Genomic DNA, 14,765 nt, shown 5'->3' with positions numbered 1-14,765 from the left:
GGCCAGCGTGGTTTAACGGGGCGCCTGAGATCAAGATCAAAAGCAGATCAAGAGCGGCTCGCTTCGCATCGTGGTTAGCGTTGATCGCTATGTCGTTGTATCAGGAACAAAGGGGCCAACTAAACCACCGCTATCGCAGGCAAGCCAGCTCCCACAGTTGGATGTGTATGGGGCCCATGAGCAATCAGTAATCGTCACCCTGCTCAGTGACGTCCCGCTCCACCGGTCCCGCATCCGGGTCGTAGCCCACCGGGAACTTGCCTTTCAACGTCCAGGCAAATGCAATGATTTCGGCAATGGTGCGGTACAGCTCTTCCGGAATGCTGTCTCCCAGTTCCATGCGCGCCAGCAGTTTCACCAGCTCGGGGTTTTCATAGATGGGGACTTCGTTCTCCCGTGCCAATTTGAGGATGGCTTCGGCCAGTGCGTCGTCGCCTTTGGCCGTCAGGGTGGGGGCCTGTTGGCCGTCGTACTTGAGGGCGATGGCCTGGCGGGGTGGGGCGGCGTTTTTCATGCGGTTTCATCCACCCAGCGTTGTTCCAGTCCGGTTTTTGGCCCGCGTGGCGGGGTGCCCAGATGGCAATCCAGGTCGCCGACGTTGAGGCCGGATGACACCAGGCGCTCGCGCAGGCTGCCCAAATGGCTTTCGATCAGGCTGGCGGTGAACGGGCGGCTGGCCCACAGCTGGCTGGACAGTTTGCCTTGGGACAGCTGCGCCTGAACTTGCAACGGCCCCAGCGGCTCCATGTCGAAGGCCAGTTCGACGCGCCAGAGCATTTGTTTCGGGTCTTTTTTATCCTTGCGCTCGGGCTGGTCCTTGTCTGGCGCGGGTTCCTCGCGCTGGAACTTGACCTGCAGCGGCACGATGTCTTGCAGGGTGCGCATGGGGATTTCCAACTGCCAGGTGGTTTGCAGGCGGCCGTCGGCGGTGGTGCCGGTCTGTTCCAGGCTCGACAGTTGGTGGCTCTGCAAGCGCGAGATCGCCCCGGCGGCCAGGCGCAGCAGGTTTTCCAGGTCGCCTTCACCTGCAAGTTTTGCCATCAGCCGCTCGGGCAGCGGGAAGCCGGCGGGGATCTGGCGGGCGCCGACCTGGCCGAGGGTGTTCAACGGGCTGCGCACAAAGTGAGGCAACACCTGGGCCAGGGTATTGGCGGCGAGGATCGCATTCAGGTTGGTGCTGGCGGGCAGGGCAGGCAGCAGGTCTGCGACCAGGCGCAACAGCGCGCCTTTCATGTCCAGCGGTGGGATTTGCGGGTTCTGGCCGGCGAGCAATTTGGCTTCCAGAAAGGCGCCGCTGTTCTGCACCACCTGGGCCAGTACCTTGGGATTGCTGACCTGCGCCAGATCGGGCAAGGCCGCCAATAAACGCTCGGCAGCGGCCCGCAGTTCAGCCGATGTGCTGTCGCCACGGGGCAGGTTTTGCAAGGCGCTAAACACCGCGTCCAGCGAGCCTTGGCGACTTTGCTGGGTGGCGAGCTGTTGCGCCACGGCCAGTTGGTCTTTCAAGCCGCTCAGCGGCACGAAGTTCAGGGTTTGCGCGTTCTGCACCACGGCACTGAGCAAGCTGCCCACCCTCAGCGGTTGAGGGCTTTCCAGCGTCAGGGTGGCACCGGCCAGGGCGTTATTGAGCACACTGACCAGCGAGCGATAGATCGTCGGTTGCGCCGTTCCCTGGGGCAGCATCTGCGTAGTCAGCACCTTGGCTTGCAACAGCGTGCCCACCGGCATTTGCGTGGTGTCGAGGCGGGTGAGGGCGGCCACGTTGGCGCTCATGGCTTGCTGCAAGGTGATGGCCAGGTTGCCCGCAGGTGTCTGGCTCACCGCCACATTGCTGCCCAGGGGCAAGGGCTGGGCACTGCTGGCCTGCACCAGGGTCTGGCGACCGCCTTCGAGGGTCAACTTGAGCAGCAGTTGAAAGGCCTCGCCGCCTTGTTTGAGCGCGATGACCTCGGCGTTCACGGTTTTCCCCGGGCCGATCAACCCGGCCTGCGGTTCCAGCAGCTTGAGCAACTCGCCGGCAGCCGGCAGCGGCGCGGGTCCGGGGGCTGAGGTGGGCGGCAGTGGAGGAAGGTTGATCTCACCGGTCATCGTGCGCGTGGTCTCTGGGGAAATTGCCCTCTTTAGAGTAGGGCATCGCATGTATAATGCCGCCCGTCTGCAAAGAGAGCGGTAAAAACCTCACAACTATTTGATCCAGCTCTCTAAAATCGGTCGCCAAAGCCGTTATTGTGCATCTCTCTATAACGGCCGCTGCACCGCCGACTTGAACCGTAAAGGCCCGCGATCTTTTGACCAGCCCTCTTCTTGAAGCCGTAGCGCTTGCCTGTGAACGCGACCTGCGCCTGCTGTTCGAGCAACTCGACCTGCGGCTTTCGGGGGGCGACATGGTGCAAATCAGTGGCCCCAATGGCAGCGGCAAGACCAGCCTGCTGCGCTTGCTGGCCGGGCTGATGCAGCCGACGGCCGGCGTGGTGCGTCTCAACGGCAAGCCGTTGAACGAACAACGTAGCGAGCTTGCGCGCAATCTGGTCTGGATCGGCCACGCTGCCGGCATCAAGGACGTACTCACCGCTGAAGAAAACCTCAGTTGGCTCAGCGCCCTGCATCATCCTGCTTCCCGTGACGCCATCTGGCAGGCCCTGGCCGCGGTGGGCCTCAAGGGCTTTGAAGACGTTCCCTGCCACACCCTGTCCGCCGGCCAGCAGCGCCGCGTGGCCCTGGCCCGCTTGTACTTGCCCGGCCCGCCGCTGTGGATTCTTGACGAACCCTTCACGGCCCTCGACAAACAAGGCGTGGCTCAACTCGAAGCGCACCTGGCCCAGCACTGCGAACAAGGCGGCCTGGTGGTGCTCACCACCCACCACACCTTGGCGCGCATGCCTGCTGGCTACCGTGAGCTGGACCTGGGGCGGTGGTCGTTATGAGTGTGTTCGCCCTGTTGGTGGCCCGCGAAGCCCGGCTGTTGTGCCGTCGCCCCGCCGAACTGGCCAACCCGCTGGTGTTCTTTGCCATCGTGATTGCGCTGTTCCCGCTGGCGGTTGGCCCAGAGACTAAACTGTTGCAAACCTTGTCCCCGGGACTGGTATGGGTCGCGGCGCTTTTATCGGTCCTGCTCTCGCTGGACGGGCTGTTTCGCAGTGATTTCGAAGACGGTTCCCTGGAACAGTGGGTCCTTTCGTCGCACCCTTTGCCACTTCTGGTACTGGCCAAGGTGCTGGCACACTGGGCTTTTTCCGGCTTGGCGCTAGTCTTGCTCTCGCCACTGCTTGCCATGATGCTCGGGTTGCCCGTTGAATGCCTGCCAGTGCTGCTCCTGTCCTTGTTACTCGGCACGCCGGTGCTCAGCCTGTTGGGGGCGGTGGGCGCAGCGTTGACGGTCGGTTTGAAGCGCGGTGGGCTGTTGCTGGCCCTGTTGATTCTGCCTTTGTATATCCCGGTGTTGATCCTGGGCAGCGGCGCGTTGCAAGCCGCGCTCATGGGCATGCCGGCGACCGGTTACCTCTTGTGGCTGGGTAGCCTGACCGCCCTGGCGGTAACCCTGACACCTTTTGCTATAGCCGCCGGCCTGAAAATCAGTGTCGGCGAATAATGAGGTCTGACCCGGCGTTAACGACGCCGAGTCAGTAAAGACCCTGAGCTTTTCGCCACGACGAAAAGCACCGTGATGGAAACAGCAATGAACTGGACCTGGTTTCACAAGCTCGGCTCGCCCAAATGGTTTTATGGCATCAGTGGCAAGCTGCTGCCGTGGTTGAGTATCGCCGCCATCCTGCTGGTCGGCATCGGCCTGGTCTGGGGCCTGGCCTTCGCGCCGCCGGACTATCAGCAAGGCAACAGCTTTCGCATCATCTATATCCACGTGCCTGCCGCGATGCTGGCCCAGTCTTGCTATGTGATGCTGGCGGTGTGCGGCATCGTCGGCCTGGTGTGGAAGATGAAGCTGGCCGACGTGGCCCTGCAATGCGCCGCGCCCATCGGTGCGTGGATGACCGCCGTGGCGCTGGTGACCGGTGCAATCTGGGGCAAGCCGACCTGGGGTTCGTGGTGGGTGTGGGATGCGCGACTGACCTCGATGCTGATCTTGCTGTTCCTGTATTTCGGCCTGATCGCCTTGGGCAACGCCATCAGCAACCGCGACAGCGCCGCCAAGGCCTGCGCGGTGCTGGCGATTGTCGGCGTGATCAACATCCCGATCATCAAGTACTCGGTGCAGTGGTGGAACACCCTGCACCAGGGCGCCACCTTCACCCTCACCGAAAAACCGGCGATGCCGGTGGAAATGTGGGCGCCGTTGCTGCTGATGGTGCTGGGTTTCTATTGTTTCTTCGGTGCCGTATTGCTGCTGCGCATGCGCCTTGAAGTGCTCAAGCGTGAAGCCCGTACCAGTTGGGTCAAAGCCGAAGTGCAAAACTGCCTGGGAGCACGCGGATGAGTTTTGCTTCTTTCAGTGATTTTCTCGCCATGGGCCACCACGGCCTGTATGTCTGGACGGCCTATGGCATCTGCCTGGCGGTGCTGGCCCTCAACGTCGCCGCGCCGATCCTGGCCCGCAAGCGTTACTTGCAACAAGAGGCGCGACGTCTGCGCCGGGAGACCGAAAAGTGAATCCGCTGCGTAGAAAGCGTCTGTTGATCATCCTTGCCATCCTGGTCGGCGTCGGCATTGCCGTGACCCTGGCCCTGAGCGCCTTGCAGCAGAACATCAACCTGTTCTACACGCCCACCCAGATCGCCAATGGCGAAGCGCCGGTCGATACGCGCATCCGCGCCGGCGGCATGGTGGAGCAGGGCTCATTGAAGCGTTCCGGCGATTCGTTGGACGTGACATTCGTGGTCACCGACTTCAACAAGGCCGTGACCATCACCTATCGCGGCATCCTCCCAGACCTGTTCCGCGAAGGCCAGGGCATAGTCGCCCTGGGCAAGCTCAACGCCGACGGCGTGGTAGTGGCCGACGAAGTGCTGGCCAAGCACGATGAAAAATACATGCCGCCCGAGGTCACCAAAGCCTTGAAAGACAGCGGCCAAACCGCGCCCGCCGCCCCAGCCAAGGAGGGCTAAGCCATGACGTCCGCACTGTTTATTCCTGAGTTGGGCCAGTTGGCGATGATCCTCGCGCTGTGCTTTGCGGTGGTCCAGGCCGTGGTGCCCTTGCTGGGTGCCTGGCGCGGCGATCGCCTGTGGATGAGCCTGGCGCAGCCGGCCGCCTGGGGCCAGTTTGCCTTCTTGCTGTTCGCCTTTGGTTGCCTGACCTACGCCTTCATGACCGACGATTTTTCCGTCGCCTACGTTGCCAACAACTCCAACAGCGCTTTGCCCTGGTACTACAAGTTCAGCGCCGTGTGGGGCGCCCACGAAGGTTCATTGCTGCTGTGGGCCTTGATCCTCGGCGGCTGGACCTTCGCCGTCTCGGTGTTCTCGCGCCAATTGCCGCAAGTGATGCTGGCGCGGGTGCTGGCGGTGATGGGCATGATCAGCATCGGTTTCCTGCTGTTCCTGATCATGACCTCCAACCCGTTCACCCGCATCCTGCCGCAGGTCCCGGTGGACGGTCACGACCTCAACCCGTTGCTGCAGGATATCGGCCTGATCGTGCACCCGCCGATGCTCTACATGGGCTATGTGGGCTTTTCCGTGGCCTTCGCGTTCGCCATCGCCGCCTTGCTCGGCGGGCGTCTCGACGCCGCCTGGGCACGCTGGTCACGGCCATGGACCATCGTCGCCTGGGCCTTCCTCGGTATCGGTATCACCTTGGGCTCATGGTGGGCCTACTACGAACTCGGCTGGGGCGGCTGGTGGTTCTGGGACCCGGTGGAAAATGCCTCCTTCATGCCGTGGCTGGTGGGTACCGCGCTGATTCACTCCCTGGCCGTCACCGAGAAACGCGGCGTGTTCAAAAGCTGGACGGTACTGCTCGCCATCGCGGCGTTTTCCCTCAGCCTGCTCGGCACCTTCCTGGTGCGTTCGGGCGTGCTGACCTCGGTGCATGCGTTTGCCTCAGACCCCGAGCGCGGCGTGTTCATCCTGATCTTCCTGCTGTTTGTCGTCGGCGGCTCCCTCACCCTGTTTGCCCTGCGCGCGCCGGTGGTCAAGAGCCAGGTCGGTTTCAACCTGTGGTCGCGGGAAACCCTGTTGCTGGGCAATAACCTGGTGCTGGTGGTGGCGGCGTCGATGATCCTGCTCGGCACCCTCTACCCACTGGTGTTGGACGCCTTGAGCGGCGCCAAGCTGTCCGTGGGGCCGCCGTACTTCAATGCGTTGTTCATCCCGCTGATGGGCCTGTTGATGGTGGTGATGGCGGTTGGCGTGCTGGTGCGCTGGAAAGACACCCCGGTGAAATGGCTGGCGGGCATGCTGATGCCGGTGCTGCTCGGCAGCGTGGCCCTGGCGGTGATCGCCGGGTTTGCCTACGGCGACTTCAATTGGGCGGTACTCGCCACGTTCCTGCTGGCGGCCTGGGTGTTGCTGGCGGGGGCGCGGGACATCGTCGACAAGACGCGCCACAAGGGTTTGCTCAAGGGCCTGCCCACCCTGACCCGCAGCTACTGGGGCATGCAGATCGCCCACATTGGTATTGCGGTGTGCGCCCTTGGGGTGGTGCTGTCCAGCCAGAACAGCGCCGAGCGCGACCTGCGCCTGGCGCCTGGCGAGTCCATGGACCTGGCCGGTTACCACTTCATCTTCGAAGGTGCCAAGCACTTCGAAGGGCCGAACTTCACCTCCGACAAAGGCACGGTGCGCGTAGTGCGCAGTGGCAAGGAAATCGCCGTGCTGCACCCGGAAAAACGCCTGTACACCGTGCAGAGTTCGATGATGACCGAGGCTGGCATCGACGCCGGTTTCACCCGTGACCTGTATGTGGCCCTCGGTGAACCCCTGGGCGACGGCGCCTGGGCCGTGCGCGTGCATGTCAAACCCTTCGTGCGCTGGATCTGGTTCGGCGGGTTGCTCACCGGGTTCGGCGGGTTGCTCGCGGCGTTGGATCGGCGCTATCGGGTCAAGGTCAAGAGCCGAGTGCGTGAAGCGCTGGGCCTTTCGGGAGCTGCGGTATGAAGCGTTGGTTGATGGTTGTGCCGTTGGCGTTGTTTTTGCTGGTGGCGGTGTTTTTGTATCGCGGGTTGTACCTGGACCCGGCCGAGCTGCCTTCGGCGATGATCGGCAAGCCGTTCCCCGCCTTCAACCTGCCAACGGTGCAGGGTGACAAGACCCTCACCCAGGCCGACTTGCAGGGCAAGCCGGCGCTGGTCAACGTGTGGGCCACCTGGTGCATCTCTTGCCGCGTCGAACACCCGGTGTTGAACAAACTGGCCGAGAAGGGCGTGGTGATCTACGGCATCAACTACAAGGACGACAACGCGGCGGCCTTGAAGTGGCTGGCGGAATTTCATAACCCGTACCAGTTGGATATCCGCGACGAAGACGGCAACCTGGGGTTGAACCTGGGCGTGTACGGCGCGCCGGAAACCTTCTTCATCGACGCCAAGGGTGTGATCCGCGACAAGTACGTCGGCGTGATCGACGAAACGGTGTGGCGCGAGCAACTGGCCGCCAAGTACCAGGCCCTGGTCGATGAGGCCAAGCCATGAAGCGTTGGTTGACCGCTGCCGTTTTAGCCCTGGGCCTGGCCGGTGTGGCCCATGCCGCCATCGACACCTATGAATTTGCCAACGACGCCGAGCGTGAGCGTTTTCGCGACCTGACCAAGGAACTGCGCTGCCCCAAGTGCCAGAACCAGGACATCGCCGACTCCAACGCCCCGATCGCCACCGACCTGCGCCGAGAGATCTTCCGCATGCTGGGGGAGGGCAAGGACGACCAGCAGATCATCGACTTCATGGTCGACCGCTACGGTGATTTCGTGCGCTACAAACCGGCGCTCACCGGCAAGACCGCGCTGCTGTGGTTTGGCCCGGCCGGGCTGTTGCTGGCCGGCGTGGTGGTAATGGCCGTGATCGTGCGTCGGCGCCGTGTCGCACCGATTGATGGCGCTGATGCGCTGTCCCCTGAAGAGCGCAAACGCCTCGACCAATTGCTGGACACCAAGACTGATGATTGATTTCTGGCTCGCAGCCGGTTTGCTGCTACTGATTGCCCTGAGTTTCCTGTTGATCCCTGTGTTGCGTGGCCGTCGTGCCCAGCGTGAGGAGGATCGCACCGCGTTGAACGTGGCGCTGTACCAGGAACGCGTCGCTGAGCTGCAAGCGCAGCAGGACGAAGGGGTGTTGAATACCGCGCAACTCGACACGGGCCGCGCCGAAGCGGCCCGTGAGTTGCTGGCCGACACCGAAGGGGTGGAAAAACCCCGTGAATCGCGGTTGGGCAAACCACTGCCGTTTTTGGCGGCGTTTCTGGTGCCTGTACTGGGCGTCGCGCTGTACCTGCATTATGGCGCGAGCGACAAGGTCGAACTGACCCGTGAATTTTCCCAGCCGCCGGTGTCCATGGCCGACATGACCCGCCGTCTGGAGCGCGCCGCCGCCGCGCAACCGGATTCGGCAGAAGGTTTGTACTTCCTCGGGCGCGCCTATATGGCCCAGGACCGTGCCGCCGATGCCGCCAACGTCTTTGAACGTACGGTTGCATTGGCCGGGCGCCAACCGGAACTGCTCGGCCAATGGGCCCAGGCGCAGTACTTTGCCGACAACAAACAGTGGTCGCCTAAGGTTCAGGCGCTGACCGACGAAGCCTTGAAGCTCGACCCCAAGGAAGTCACCAGTCTTGGCCTGTTGGGTATCGCTGCCTTCGAGGGCCAGCGTTATCAGGAAGCCATCGACTACTGGAACCGCTTGCTCGCGCAATTGCCGCCAGAGGACAACTCCCGCGTCGCCTTGCAAGGCGGAATCGACCGCGCGGCAGAGAAGCTCAAGGAGAGCGGTGGCAGCGTCGCTCAGGTGCCAAAAGCGCTTTTGAAAGTGCGTGTGGATCTATCCGCCGAGGTGAAAGCCAAGGCCCTGCCAGGCGACAGCGTGTTCATCTTCGCCCGCGCCGTCAACGGCCCGCCGGCGCCCTTGGCGGCCAAGCGCGTGACCGTCGACGCGTTGCCGGTCACCGTCGAACTGGGCGATGCCGACGCGATGATGCCGCAGTTGAAACTGTCCAACTTCCCCGAAGTCCAACTGGTTGCGCGCATATCCCGGGCCGGCCAACCGACCACTGGCGAATGGATCGGCCGCAGCCAACCGTTGGCCAGCAGCACCACTGCGCTGCAGCAATTGACCATCGACACTCCGGACCAGTAATTCTGAGGACACACCCATGACCGCATTTGCACGCATCACCTTGCTCAGCCTGGTACTCGGCCTGAGCGCCTGTGCGGTCCACCGCCCACCTGCGGCGCCAACCGGCCCTACCATCCCACCGTCGGGCCCATCGACTCAGCCCAGCACCAAGCCCAGCACCAAGCCTTCGGGCCCGGTGACGCCTGCGCCCAAACCCCTGCCAAGCAAATCGCCGACCTTCGCCCCACCGCCGGGCGCCGCCAGCCACTGGGACGGCAAGATGCAGGTGTACGTGCTGGACGATCAGCCTGACACCTTCTACCGCCAGCGCACCTACTACCGCTGGAGCAACGGCTGGAGCCGCTCCATCAGCCCCAATGGGCCATGGGAAGAAACCAACGTGCAAGGCGTACCACCGGGGTTGAGCAAGCAGTACGCGCAATGATGAAAGGCGACCTGAGGGTCGCCTTTTTGATGGCTTTCAAATGCACTCTGTCGATCATGGCAGGGCTAAGCCATTCAAGCCCGGTGTATGCGCCGAATGCGCAGCGCCCTGGCGTAATGTGGCCATCGCTGGCCTAGCGTGGGAATGATTGCTAGGTATACTTTCTTGCGACTACGACTACGACGACGCGGCCTCCCAGGTGTAAACCAGACGCTGCGCAGTGGGGCCGGGGATGCACCGGCCTGCAGACAAGCGAAGAGGGTTTTTAATGGCAGGCAGGTTGATCTATCTCATCGGGCCATCGGGTTCGGGCAAAGACAGTCTGCTGGATGCCGCACGTCCACGCCTGGTCGAGCGTGGCTGCCGCATGGTGCGGCGGGTGATCACCCGGTCGGCGGAGGCGGTGGGCGAAGCGGCGCAAGGGGTGAGCCCCGAGCAGTTTGCGGCCATGGAGGCCGAGGGCGCATTTGCCTTGAGCTGGCAGGCTAATGGCTTGTCGTACGGCATCCCCAAGGACATCGACGAGTGGTTGGCCGCCGGGGACGACGTGCTGGTCAATGGCTCCCGTGCCCACCTGGCGCAGACCCGTGAGCGATATCCGACTTTGCTGGTATTGCTGCTGACGGTGGATCAAGCGGTGCTGCGCCAACGTCTGATTGCTCGTGGGCGGGAGTCATTGGTGGACATCGAGGAACGCCTGGCGCGCAATGCGCGGTTCACTGCCGAGTTGATTGCCAGTCATGGCGCCGGTTTGTTCGTATTGGACAATTCCGGCCCGTTGGCGCATACCGTTGAACGCTTGCTGTGCTGCCTGGACCACGGGCATAGCCTATGCACCTGACCCCAGTCTCGGTAGGTTGGGACAACCCATTCATGTAGTGCGTGGTTATGTCAAAGCTCCGATAAAACCCAGGCGCCAAGCTTATTTTTCGCTGATGTGTTTGTTTGGTTTACTGGATATTTGAAAGTTGATGATTGGGCCGATTAAGTTAATGTTCTTGGCGGGTTTTTATGTCGGCTGTGTTAGGGCGTGTCGCGGTCAGTCAATAAGTGTGGGTAGGTGGCGCTGAATAAAACGTGTGCGGTTTTTTTGCGAGCGTGTTTATAGTGGGTTCTTGCAAAGAATTAGCGATGGTGAAGACCTGTTCAATATGGGAGCTTTATCGGGCTGGTAATGGATCAGTCAGCATCGATAACTTCAATACATGGACGGGTCATTTCACTATTCAGAGTAAAAAGCACCATGCATATCCCGGTTAGGCAGTCTACCCAGTCGCATGTTCCTGAGACGTCGCATTCCCATTTTTCGGCCGATGAAAATCAAGTTATTTTCTGGGCCAATAATAAAAAATCTTTCACCACGGATCAGGCTGCGAAACATATCACGCGCAGTGGCTCCAAGTTCCATGACCGCAATAAAGATGGCAAAGTTGTGGTGGGCTATAACTTTGCGGGAGGCTTCAATGCGGCCCAGAAAGAACGGGCCAGGCAAGCCCTTCAGTACTGGGCGGATGTTGCCAATATCGAATTCGTTGAAAATGGCTCGAACACGGATGGCACCATCAGTATCAAGGGCACCCCAGGGTTAGGCGGCATGGCGGGGTTGCCTAACCAATATAACGCCAAGGTCTGGGCCAATATAGGCACCCAGGGTGGGCAGAACCCGGCAATGGGCAGTCATTTCCTGGGTTTATTGATCCATGAACTGGGGCATACCCTGGGGCTGAGTCATCCCGGTGGTTACAATGGCAGCGGCTTCAATTACGAGCGGGCTGCCGAATATGCCCAGGACACCAAGGCGCGCAGTGTCATGAGTTATTGGGCGGAGACCCACCAGCCGGGGCACAATTTCGCCGGGCGCAGCCCTGGAGCCCCGATGATGGACGATATTGCCGCCGCCCAGCGGCTCTACGGCGCCAATACCAAAACCCGGAATACCGATACCACCTACGGCTTCAATTCCAATTCAGGTCGGGAGGTCTACAGCCTCAAGCAGGGCAGCGACAAGCCGATTTTCACCGTCTGGGACGGCGGCGGTAACGATACGCTCGACTTCTCAGGCTTCACCCAGAACCAAACCATCAACCTCAAGGCTGAGTCATTCTCGGACGTGGGTGGCTTGCGCGGGAATGTGTCGATTGCCAAGGGCGTGACCGTGGAAAATGCCATTGGCGGTGTCGGCAACGACACCTTGACAGGGAACGAGGCAAATAATCGCCTCGCGGGCGGCAAGGGGGCCGATAAGTTGTACGGAGGGGGCGGGGCAGACACGTTTGTCTACCGCCGCGCCAGCGATTCAACACCGCAGGCACCGGACGTCATCCAGGACTTCCAGAGTGGGATCGACAAGATCGACCTGACCGGCGTTCTTCAGGAGGCGGGGCTCAAAGCGTTGAATTTCTCTGAACGATTGAGTGGCAAAGCCGGGGACGCCGTGCTCGGCCAGGACCCGAAAACCGGTCGTTTCACAGTGGCGGTGGATACGACGGGCAATGGCTCGGCGGACCTCCTGGTGGTCAGCCAAAGCCCGATCAAACAGACGGACGTGATCTGGAACGGGCAGGCGCCGACCGTGACGCCTACTCCGACGCCGGGCCCCCCTGTTGTTCCTGTTTCGGACCCCATCCCGGCGCCTACTTCAGAGCCGACCGAACCCGAGCCTGAGCCCGAACCTGAACCTGAACCGGCCCCTCGGCCCGGTGGAGGGTTTTTCGAGAAAGTTTTTTCGTCGTTCAAAGGGTTCCTCAACAAGGTGTGGTCGATATTCAGCTGAGCCCAGTCTTCGATCAGTGAACACCTTCCTGCTTTAAAAGCCGTTACCCAAGTTCCCTTCTATCCAGGTTTGGACGTGCGCGGCATCGCGTTCAAGCCCGCCTGTCACGGTTACCCTCCAGACACACTCATAGTCATGTGGTGCGCTTTTCACCGGGCTATCTCGGTGATTCCTTCCTGTTTCGTCGGCCCATGGGGCAATCGCGTCGCGCTTTTTGTACAGCTATTCATTGGCCGTAGCATCCGTATGTTTTTCATGATTGCGTTTCGGCGAGGTCAGCCTGATCGGCTGTTGCAGTGCCTTGAATTACCGTTGAGGGCCAGACATAAAACCCCTCTATGCACCCTGTGGATTTTTTCCTTCACTTCATATTCTACTATTCGCCATTTAATCAAACTGTTGTGTAGGGCGGGTTAAAATTTTTTAGTCATGTATATGTTTTTTGTGCGGTCAGGGTCTTGTCTGATTATGAATAATGCTTTGCAATAAAAATGACCGCAAGAGTGTTTGTGAAGTTTTATTTTCATATAAAACAGGTGGTTATCGTTTTTGCCAAGGCGGTGGTTCCGCTACTGCGATTTCAGAGTTTTTCGGCTGTCGGGTTAAAGTGTTTTTAAATTTTAGAGTGTGTCTAGTTGAATTAATTCGTCGCTGGCCTGCGGGCGGGGAGTGTGAGAATTTAAAGCGGTGCCGATAACTACTGCTGCTCTTGTTGGGCGGGAATCGGTATCTCGAATGTTTTAAATTTTATCGTTCGAGTCTGATTTTTATGAGGACTTTGGTTTATGAGAGTGCCAGGACCATCCACAACTAATGTTGGTGTGCCCCAAGCGCTGGATACCGGGAGCAGTATCAGCCCTGAGGGCCCTGTTGAGGTATCTACGCTAAACAGCAAAAAGCCGGTGTTCACTTCGCAACAGGCTGGGAAACAGCTCACCCGCAGCGGTTTCAAGGTTCATGACAATAATGGTGACGGCAAAACCACATTGTCCTATCGCGTCTCCAAGGGCTTCACTGCACAGCAGGCAGAGCAAGCCAGGCAGGCAATTCAATCCTGGCAGGATGTCGCTAACGTGACATTTACCGAAAAAGCGCCGCATCGTGACGGCCATGTTGATATCAATGACATGCCCGACTCCTCGGGAGGGGTGGCTTCACTTCCCCATCGGTATATGACCCAGACTTTCGCAAACATTGGAACGCAGAATGTGGGTGCGAACCCGTCACCGGGGCATTTCTTTCGTATGGTTTTAGCTCATGAACTAGGCCACGCCCTTGGGTTGGAGCATCCGGGAAACTATGACGGTTCCGGTAACTATGGGCGTCACGCAGCGTATGCCGGGGATACTCAAGCGCGTTCTGTCATGAGTTACTTTTCGGAGAAAAATCAGCCCGGGCATGACTTCAAATTGCTGCACCCCTCTGCGCCGATGATGGATGACATAGCGGCTGCCCAGAAACTCTATGGGGCGAATACTAAAACACGCAATACCGACACGACCTATGGGTTTAATTCCAATACGAATCGGGAAGCGCTTAGTTTGAAGTCGGCGAATGACAATCCTATTTTCTGTGTGTGGGATGGGGGAGGCAACGACACTCTGGATTTCTCCGGGTATTCACAGCATCAGAAAATCAACCTCAACGCCGAGTCCTTTTCGGATGTGGGCGCGTTGAAGGGTAATGTCTCCGTTGCCAAGGGCGTCATACGGGAAAACGCAGTGGGCGGTAAGGGGGATGATGCCCTGATAGGTAATGCTGTTGCCAATCGTCTCAAGGGAGGCGGTGGGGCAGACCGATTGTCAGGGGGAGGCGGTGCAGATACCTTCGTTTATGATCACGCCAGTGACTCCACCCCGGATAACCCCGACGTCATTCTGGATTTCCAGAGTGGCTCCGACAAGATTGATGTTCGCGCCGTCCTGAAACAGGCGAATCTCAGTGCGCTTAAATTCGTCGAACGCTTTACCGGTCAACCCGGTCAGGCGGTGATAAGTTACAACCAGGGTAGCAACGAGGGGAGTCTGGCCCTGGATCTGACGGGTAACGGTAAGGCAGACCTATTAATCAAAAGCCTCGGCCAGATAAAAGCAGGTGATGTCTTGGCGCAGGGCGACACCCCAACGGCAAACCCTGAACCGAAAGACCCCAAGCCTGCGCCGCGTCCTCAACCTGACGAGCCCAAACCCAAGCCGGAACCCAAGCCGGAACCCAAACCGGAGGAGCCAAAACCGAAGCCACGTCCGGATCCGTGTGAGCCGAAGCCACGTCCGGATGCGTGTGAGCCGAAGCCACGTCCGGATGCGTGTGAGCCGAAGCCACGTCCGGAT

15 protein-coding genes are annotated in these 14,765 nt (G+C 60.2%); 13 read left to right on the top strand and 2 right to left on the bottom strand.

The window, feature by feature from the left end; genetic code table 11:
- Window positions 1-184: 184 nt before the first annotated feature.
- A complete protein-coding gene (locus tag DK871_RS27060) occupies window positions 185-514 on the bottom strand; it encodes an EscU/YscU/HrcU family type III secretion system export apparatus switch protein (protein ID WP_003189945.1) in 330 nt (109 codons plus the stop codon).
- Window positions 511-2,088 (bottom strand): flagellar hook-length control protein FliK, encoded by a 1,578-nt coding sequence (locus tag DK871_RS27055; protein WP_161907310.1) that lies wholly within the window; start codon window positions 2,086-2,088, stop codon window positions 511-513. Before DK871_RS27055 ends, DK871_RS27060 begins: the two co-directional genes overlap by 4 nt.
- A 200-nt stretch (window positions 2,089-2,288) precedes the next feature.
- Here DK871_RS27055 and ccmA point away from each other — a divergent pair, with 200 nt between their 5' ends.
- The 13 genes from ccmA to DK871_RS26990 all read left to right on the top strand — a co-directional run.
- Window positions 2,289-2,924: a cytochrome c biogenesis heme-transporting ATPase CcmA gene (gene ccmA, locus DK871_RS27050; RefSeq protein WP_098952260.1), complete on the top strand. Its 636-nt coding sequence runs from the start codon at window positions 2,289-2,291 to the stop codon at window positions 2,922-2,924.
- Window positions 2,921-3,589, top strand: a complete 669-nt coding sequence (gene ccmB, locus DK871_RS27045; protein ID WP_003189951.1) for a heme exporter protein CcmB — start codon at window positions 2,921-2,923, stop codon at window positions 3,587-3,589. The genes ccmA and ccmB overlap by 4 nt, the downstream gene beginning before the upstream one ends.
- Before the next feature lie 87 nt (window positions 3,590-3,676).
- The gene (locus DK871_RS27040) at window positions 3,677-4,432 is read left to right on the top strand and encodes a heme ABC transporter permease (RefSeq protein ID WP_161907309.1); all 756 of its coding nucleotides are present in this window, start codon (window positions 3,677-3,679) and stop codon (window positions 4,430-4,432) included.
- Window positions 4,429-4,605, top strand: coding sequence for a heme exporter protein CcmD (gene ccmD / locus DK871_RS27035; protein WP_003172771.1), 177 nt, complete (start codon window positions 4,429-4,431; stop codon window positions 4,603-4,605). The genes DK871_RS27040 and ccmD overlap by 4 nt, the downstream gene beginning before the upstream one ends.
- Window positions 4,602-5,060 carry a cytochrome c maturation protein CcmE gene (gene ccmE / locus DK871_RS27030; protein WP_034135169.1) on the top strand — a complete coding sequence of 153 codons (459 nt, stop codon included), beginning with the start codon at window positions 4,602-4,604 and terminating at the stop codon, window positions 5,058-5,060. The genes ccmD and ccmE overlap by 4 nt, the downstream gene beginning before the upstream one ends.
- A 3-nt stretch (window positions 5,061-5,063) precedes the next feature.
- Window positions 5,064-7,052 carry a heme lyase CcmF/NrfE family subunit gene (locus DK871_RS27025; protein WP_161907308.1) on the top strand — a complete coding sequence of 663 codons (1,989 nt, stop codon included), beginning with the start codon at window positions 5,064-5,066 and terminating at the stop codon, window positions 7,050-7,052.
- Complete coding sequence (locus DK871_RS27020; protein WP_032892673.1) at window positions 7,049-7,585, top strand: DsbE family thiol:disulfide interchange protein; 537 nt, start codon at window positions 7,049-7,051, stop codon at window positions 7,583-7,585. The genes DK871_RS27025 and DK871_RS27020 overlap by 4 nt, the downstream gene beginning before the upstream one ends.
- Window positions 7,582-8,055: a cytochrome c-type biogenesis protein gene (locus tag DK871_RS27015; protein ID WP_003189960.1), complete on the top strand. Its 474-nt coding sequence runs from the start codon at window positions 7,582-7,584 to the stop codon at window positions 8,053-8,055. The genes DK871_RS27020 and DK871_RS27015 overlap by 4 nt, the downstream gene beginning before the upstream one ends.
- Window positions 8,048-9,238, top strand: a complete 1,191-nt coding sequence (ccmI, locus tag DK871_RS27010; protein WP_161907307.1) for a c-type cytochrome biogenesis protein CcmI — start codon at window positions 8,048-8,050, stop codon at window positions 9,236-9,238. Before DK871_RS27015 ends, ccmI begins: the two co-directional genes overlap by 8 nt.
- A gap of 16 nt (window positions 9,239-9,254) precedes the next feature.
- Complete coding sequence (locus DK871_RS27005) at window positions 9,255-9,662, top strand: hypothetical protein (protein ID WP_161907306.1); 408 nt, start codon at window positions 9,255-9,257, stop codon at window positions 9,660-9,662.
- 268 nt (window positions 9,663-9,930) lie between these two features.
- Window positions 9,931-10,503 (top strand): phosphonate metabolism protein/1,5-bisphosphokinase (PRPP-forming) PhnN, encoded by a 573-nt coding sequence (gene phnN / locus DK871_RS27000; RefSeq protein ID WP_161907305.1) that lies wholly within the window; start codon window positions 9,931-9,933, stop codon window positions 10,501-10,503.
- A gap of 402 nt (window positions 10,504-10,905) precedes the next feature.
- Window positions 10,906-12,435 (top strand): M10 family metallopeptidase C-terminal domain-containing protein, encoded by a 1,530-nt coding sequence (locus DK871_RS26995; RefSeq protein ID WP_161907304.1) that lies wholly within the window; start codon window positions 10,906-10,908, stop codon window positions 12,433-12,435.
- Between the two features lie 902 nt (window positions 12,436-13,337).
- Window positions 13,338-14,765: M10 family metallopeptidase C-terminal domain-containing protein (locus DK871_RS26990; protein WP_309137779.1), on the top strand; the 1,428-nt coding region annotated here is incomplete at its 3' end.

Origin of the sequence: Pseudomonas sp. L13, assembly GCF_009935965.1 — a bacterium.
GTDB classification, from domain to species: domain Bacteria; phylum Pseudomonadota; class Gammaproteobacteria; order Pseudomonadales; family Pseudomonadaceae; genus Aquipseudomonas; species Aquipseudomonas lactis.
The sequence above is the reverse complement of the archived record's forward strand: the minus strand, read 5'-3'. Positions and strand labels throughout refer to the sequence as shown.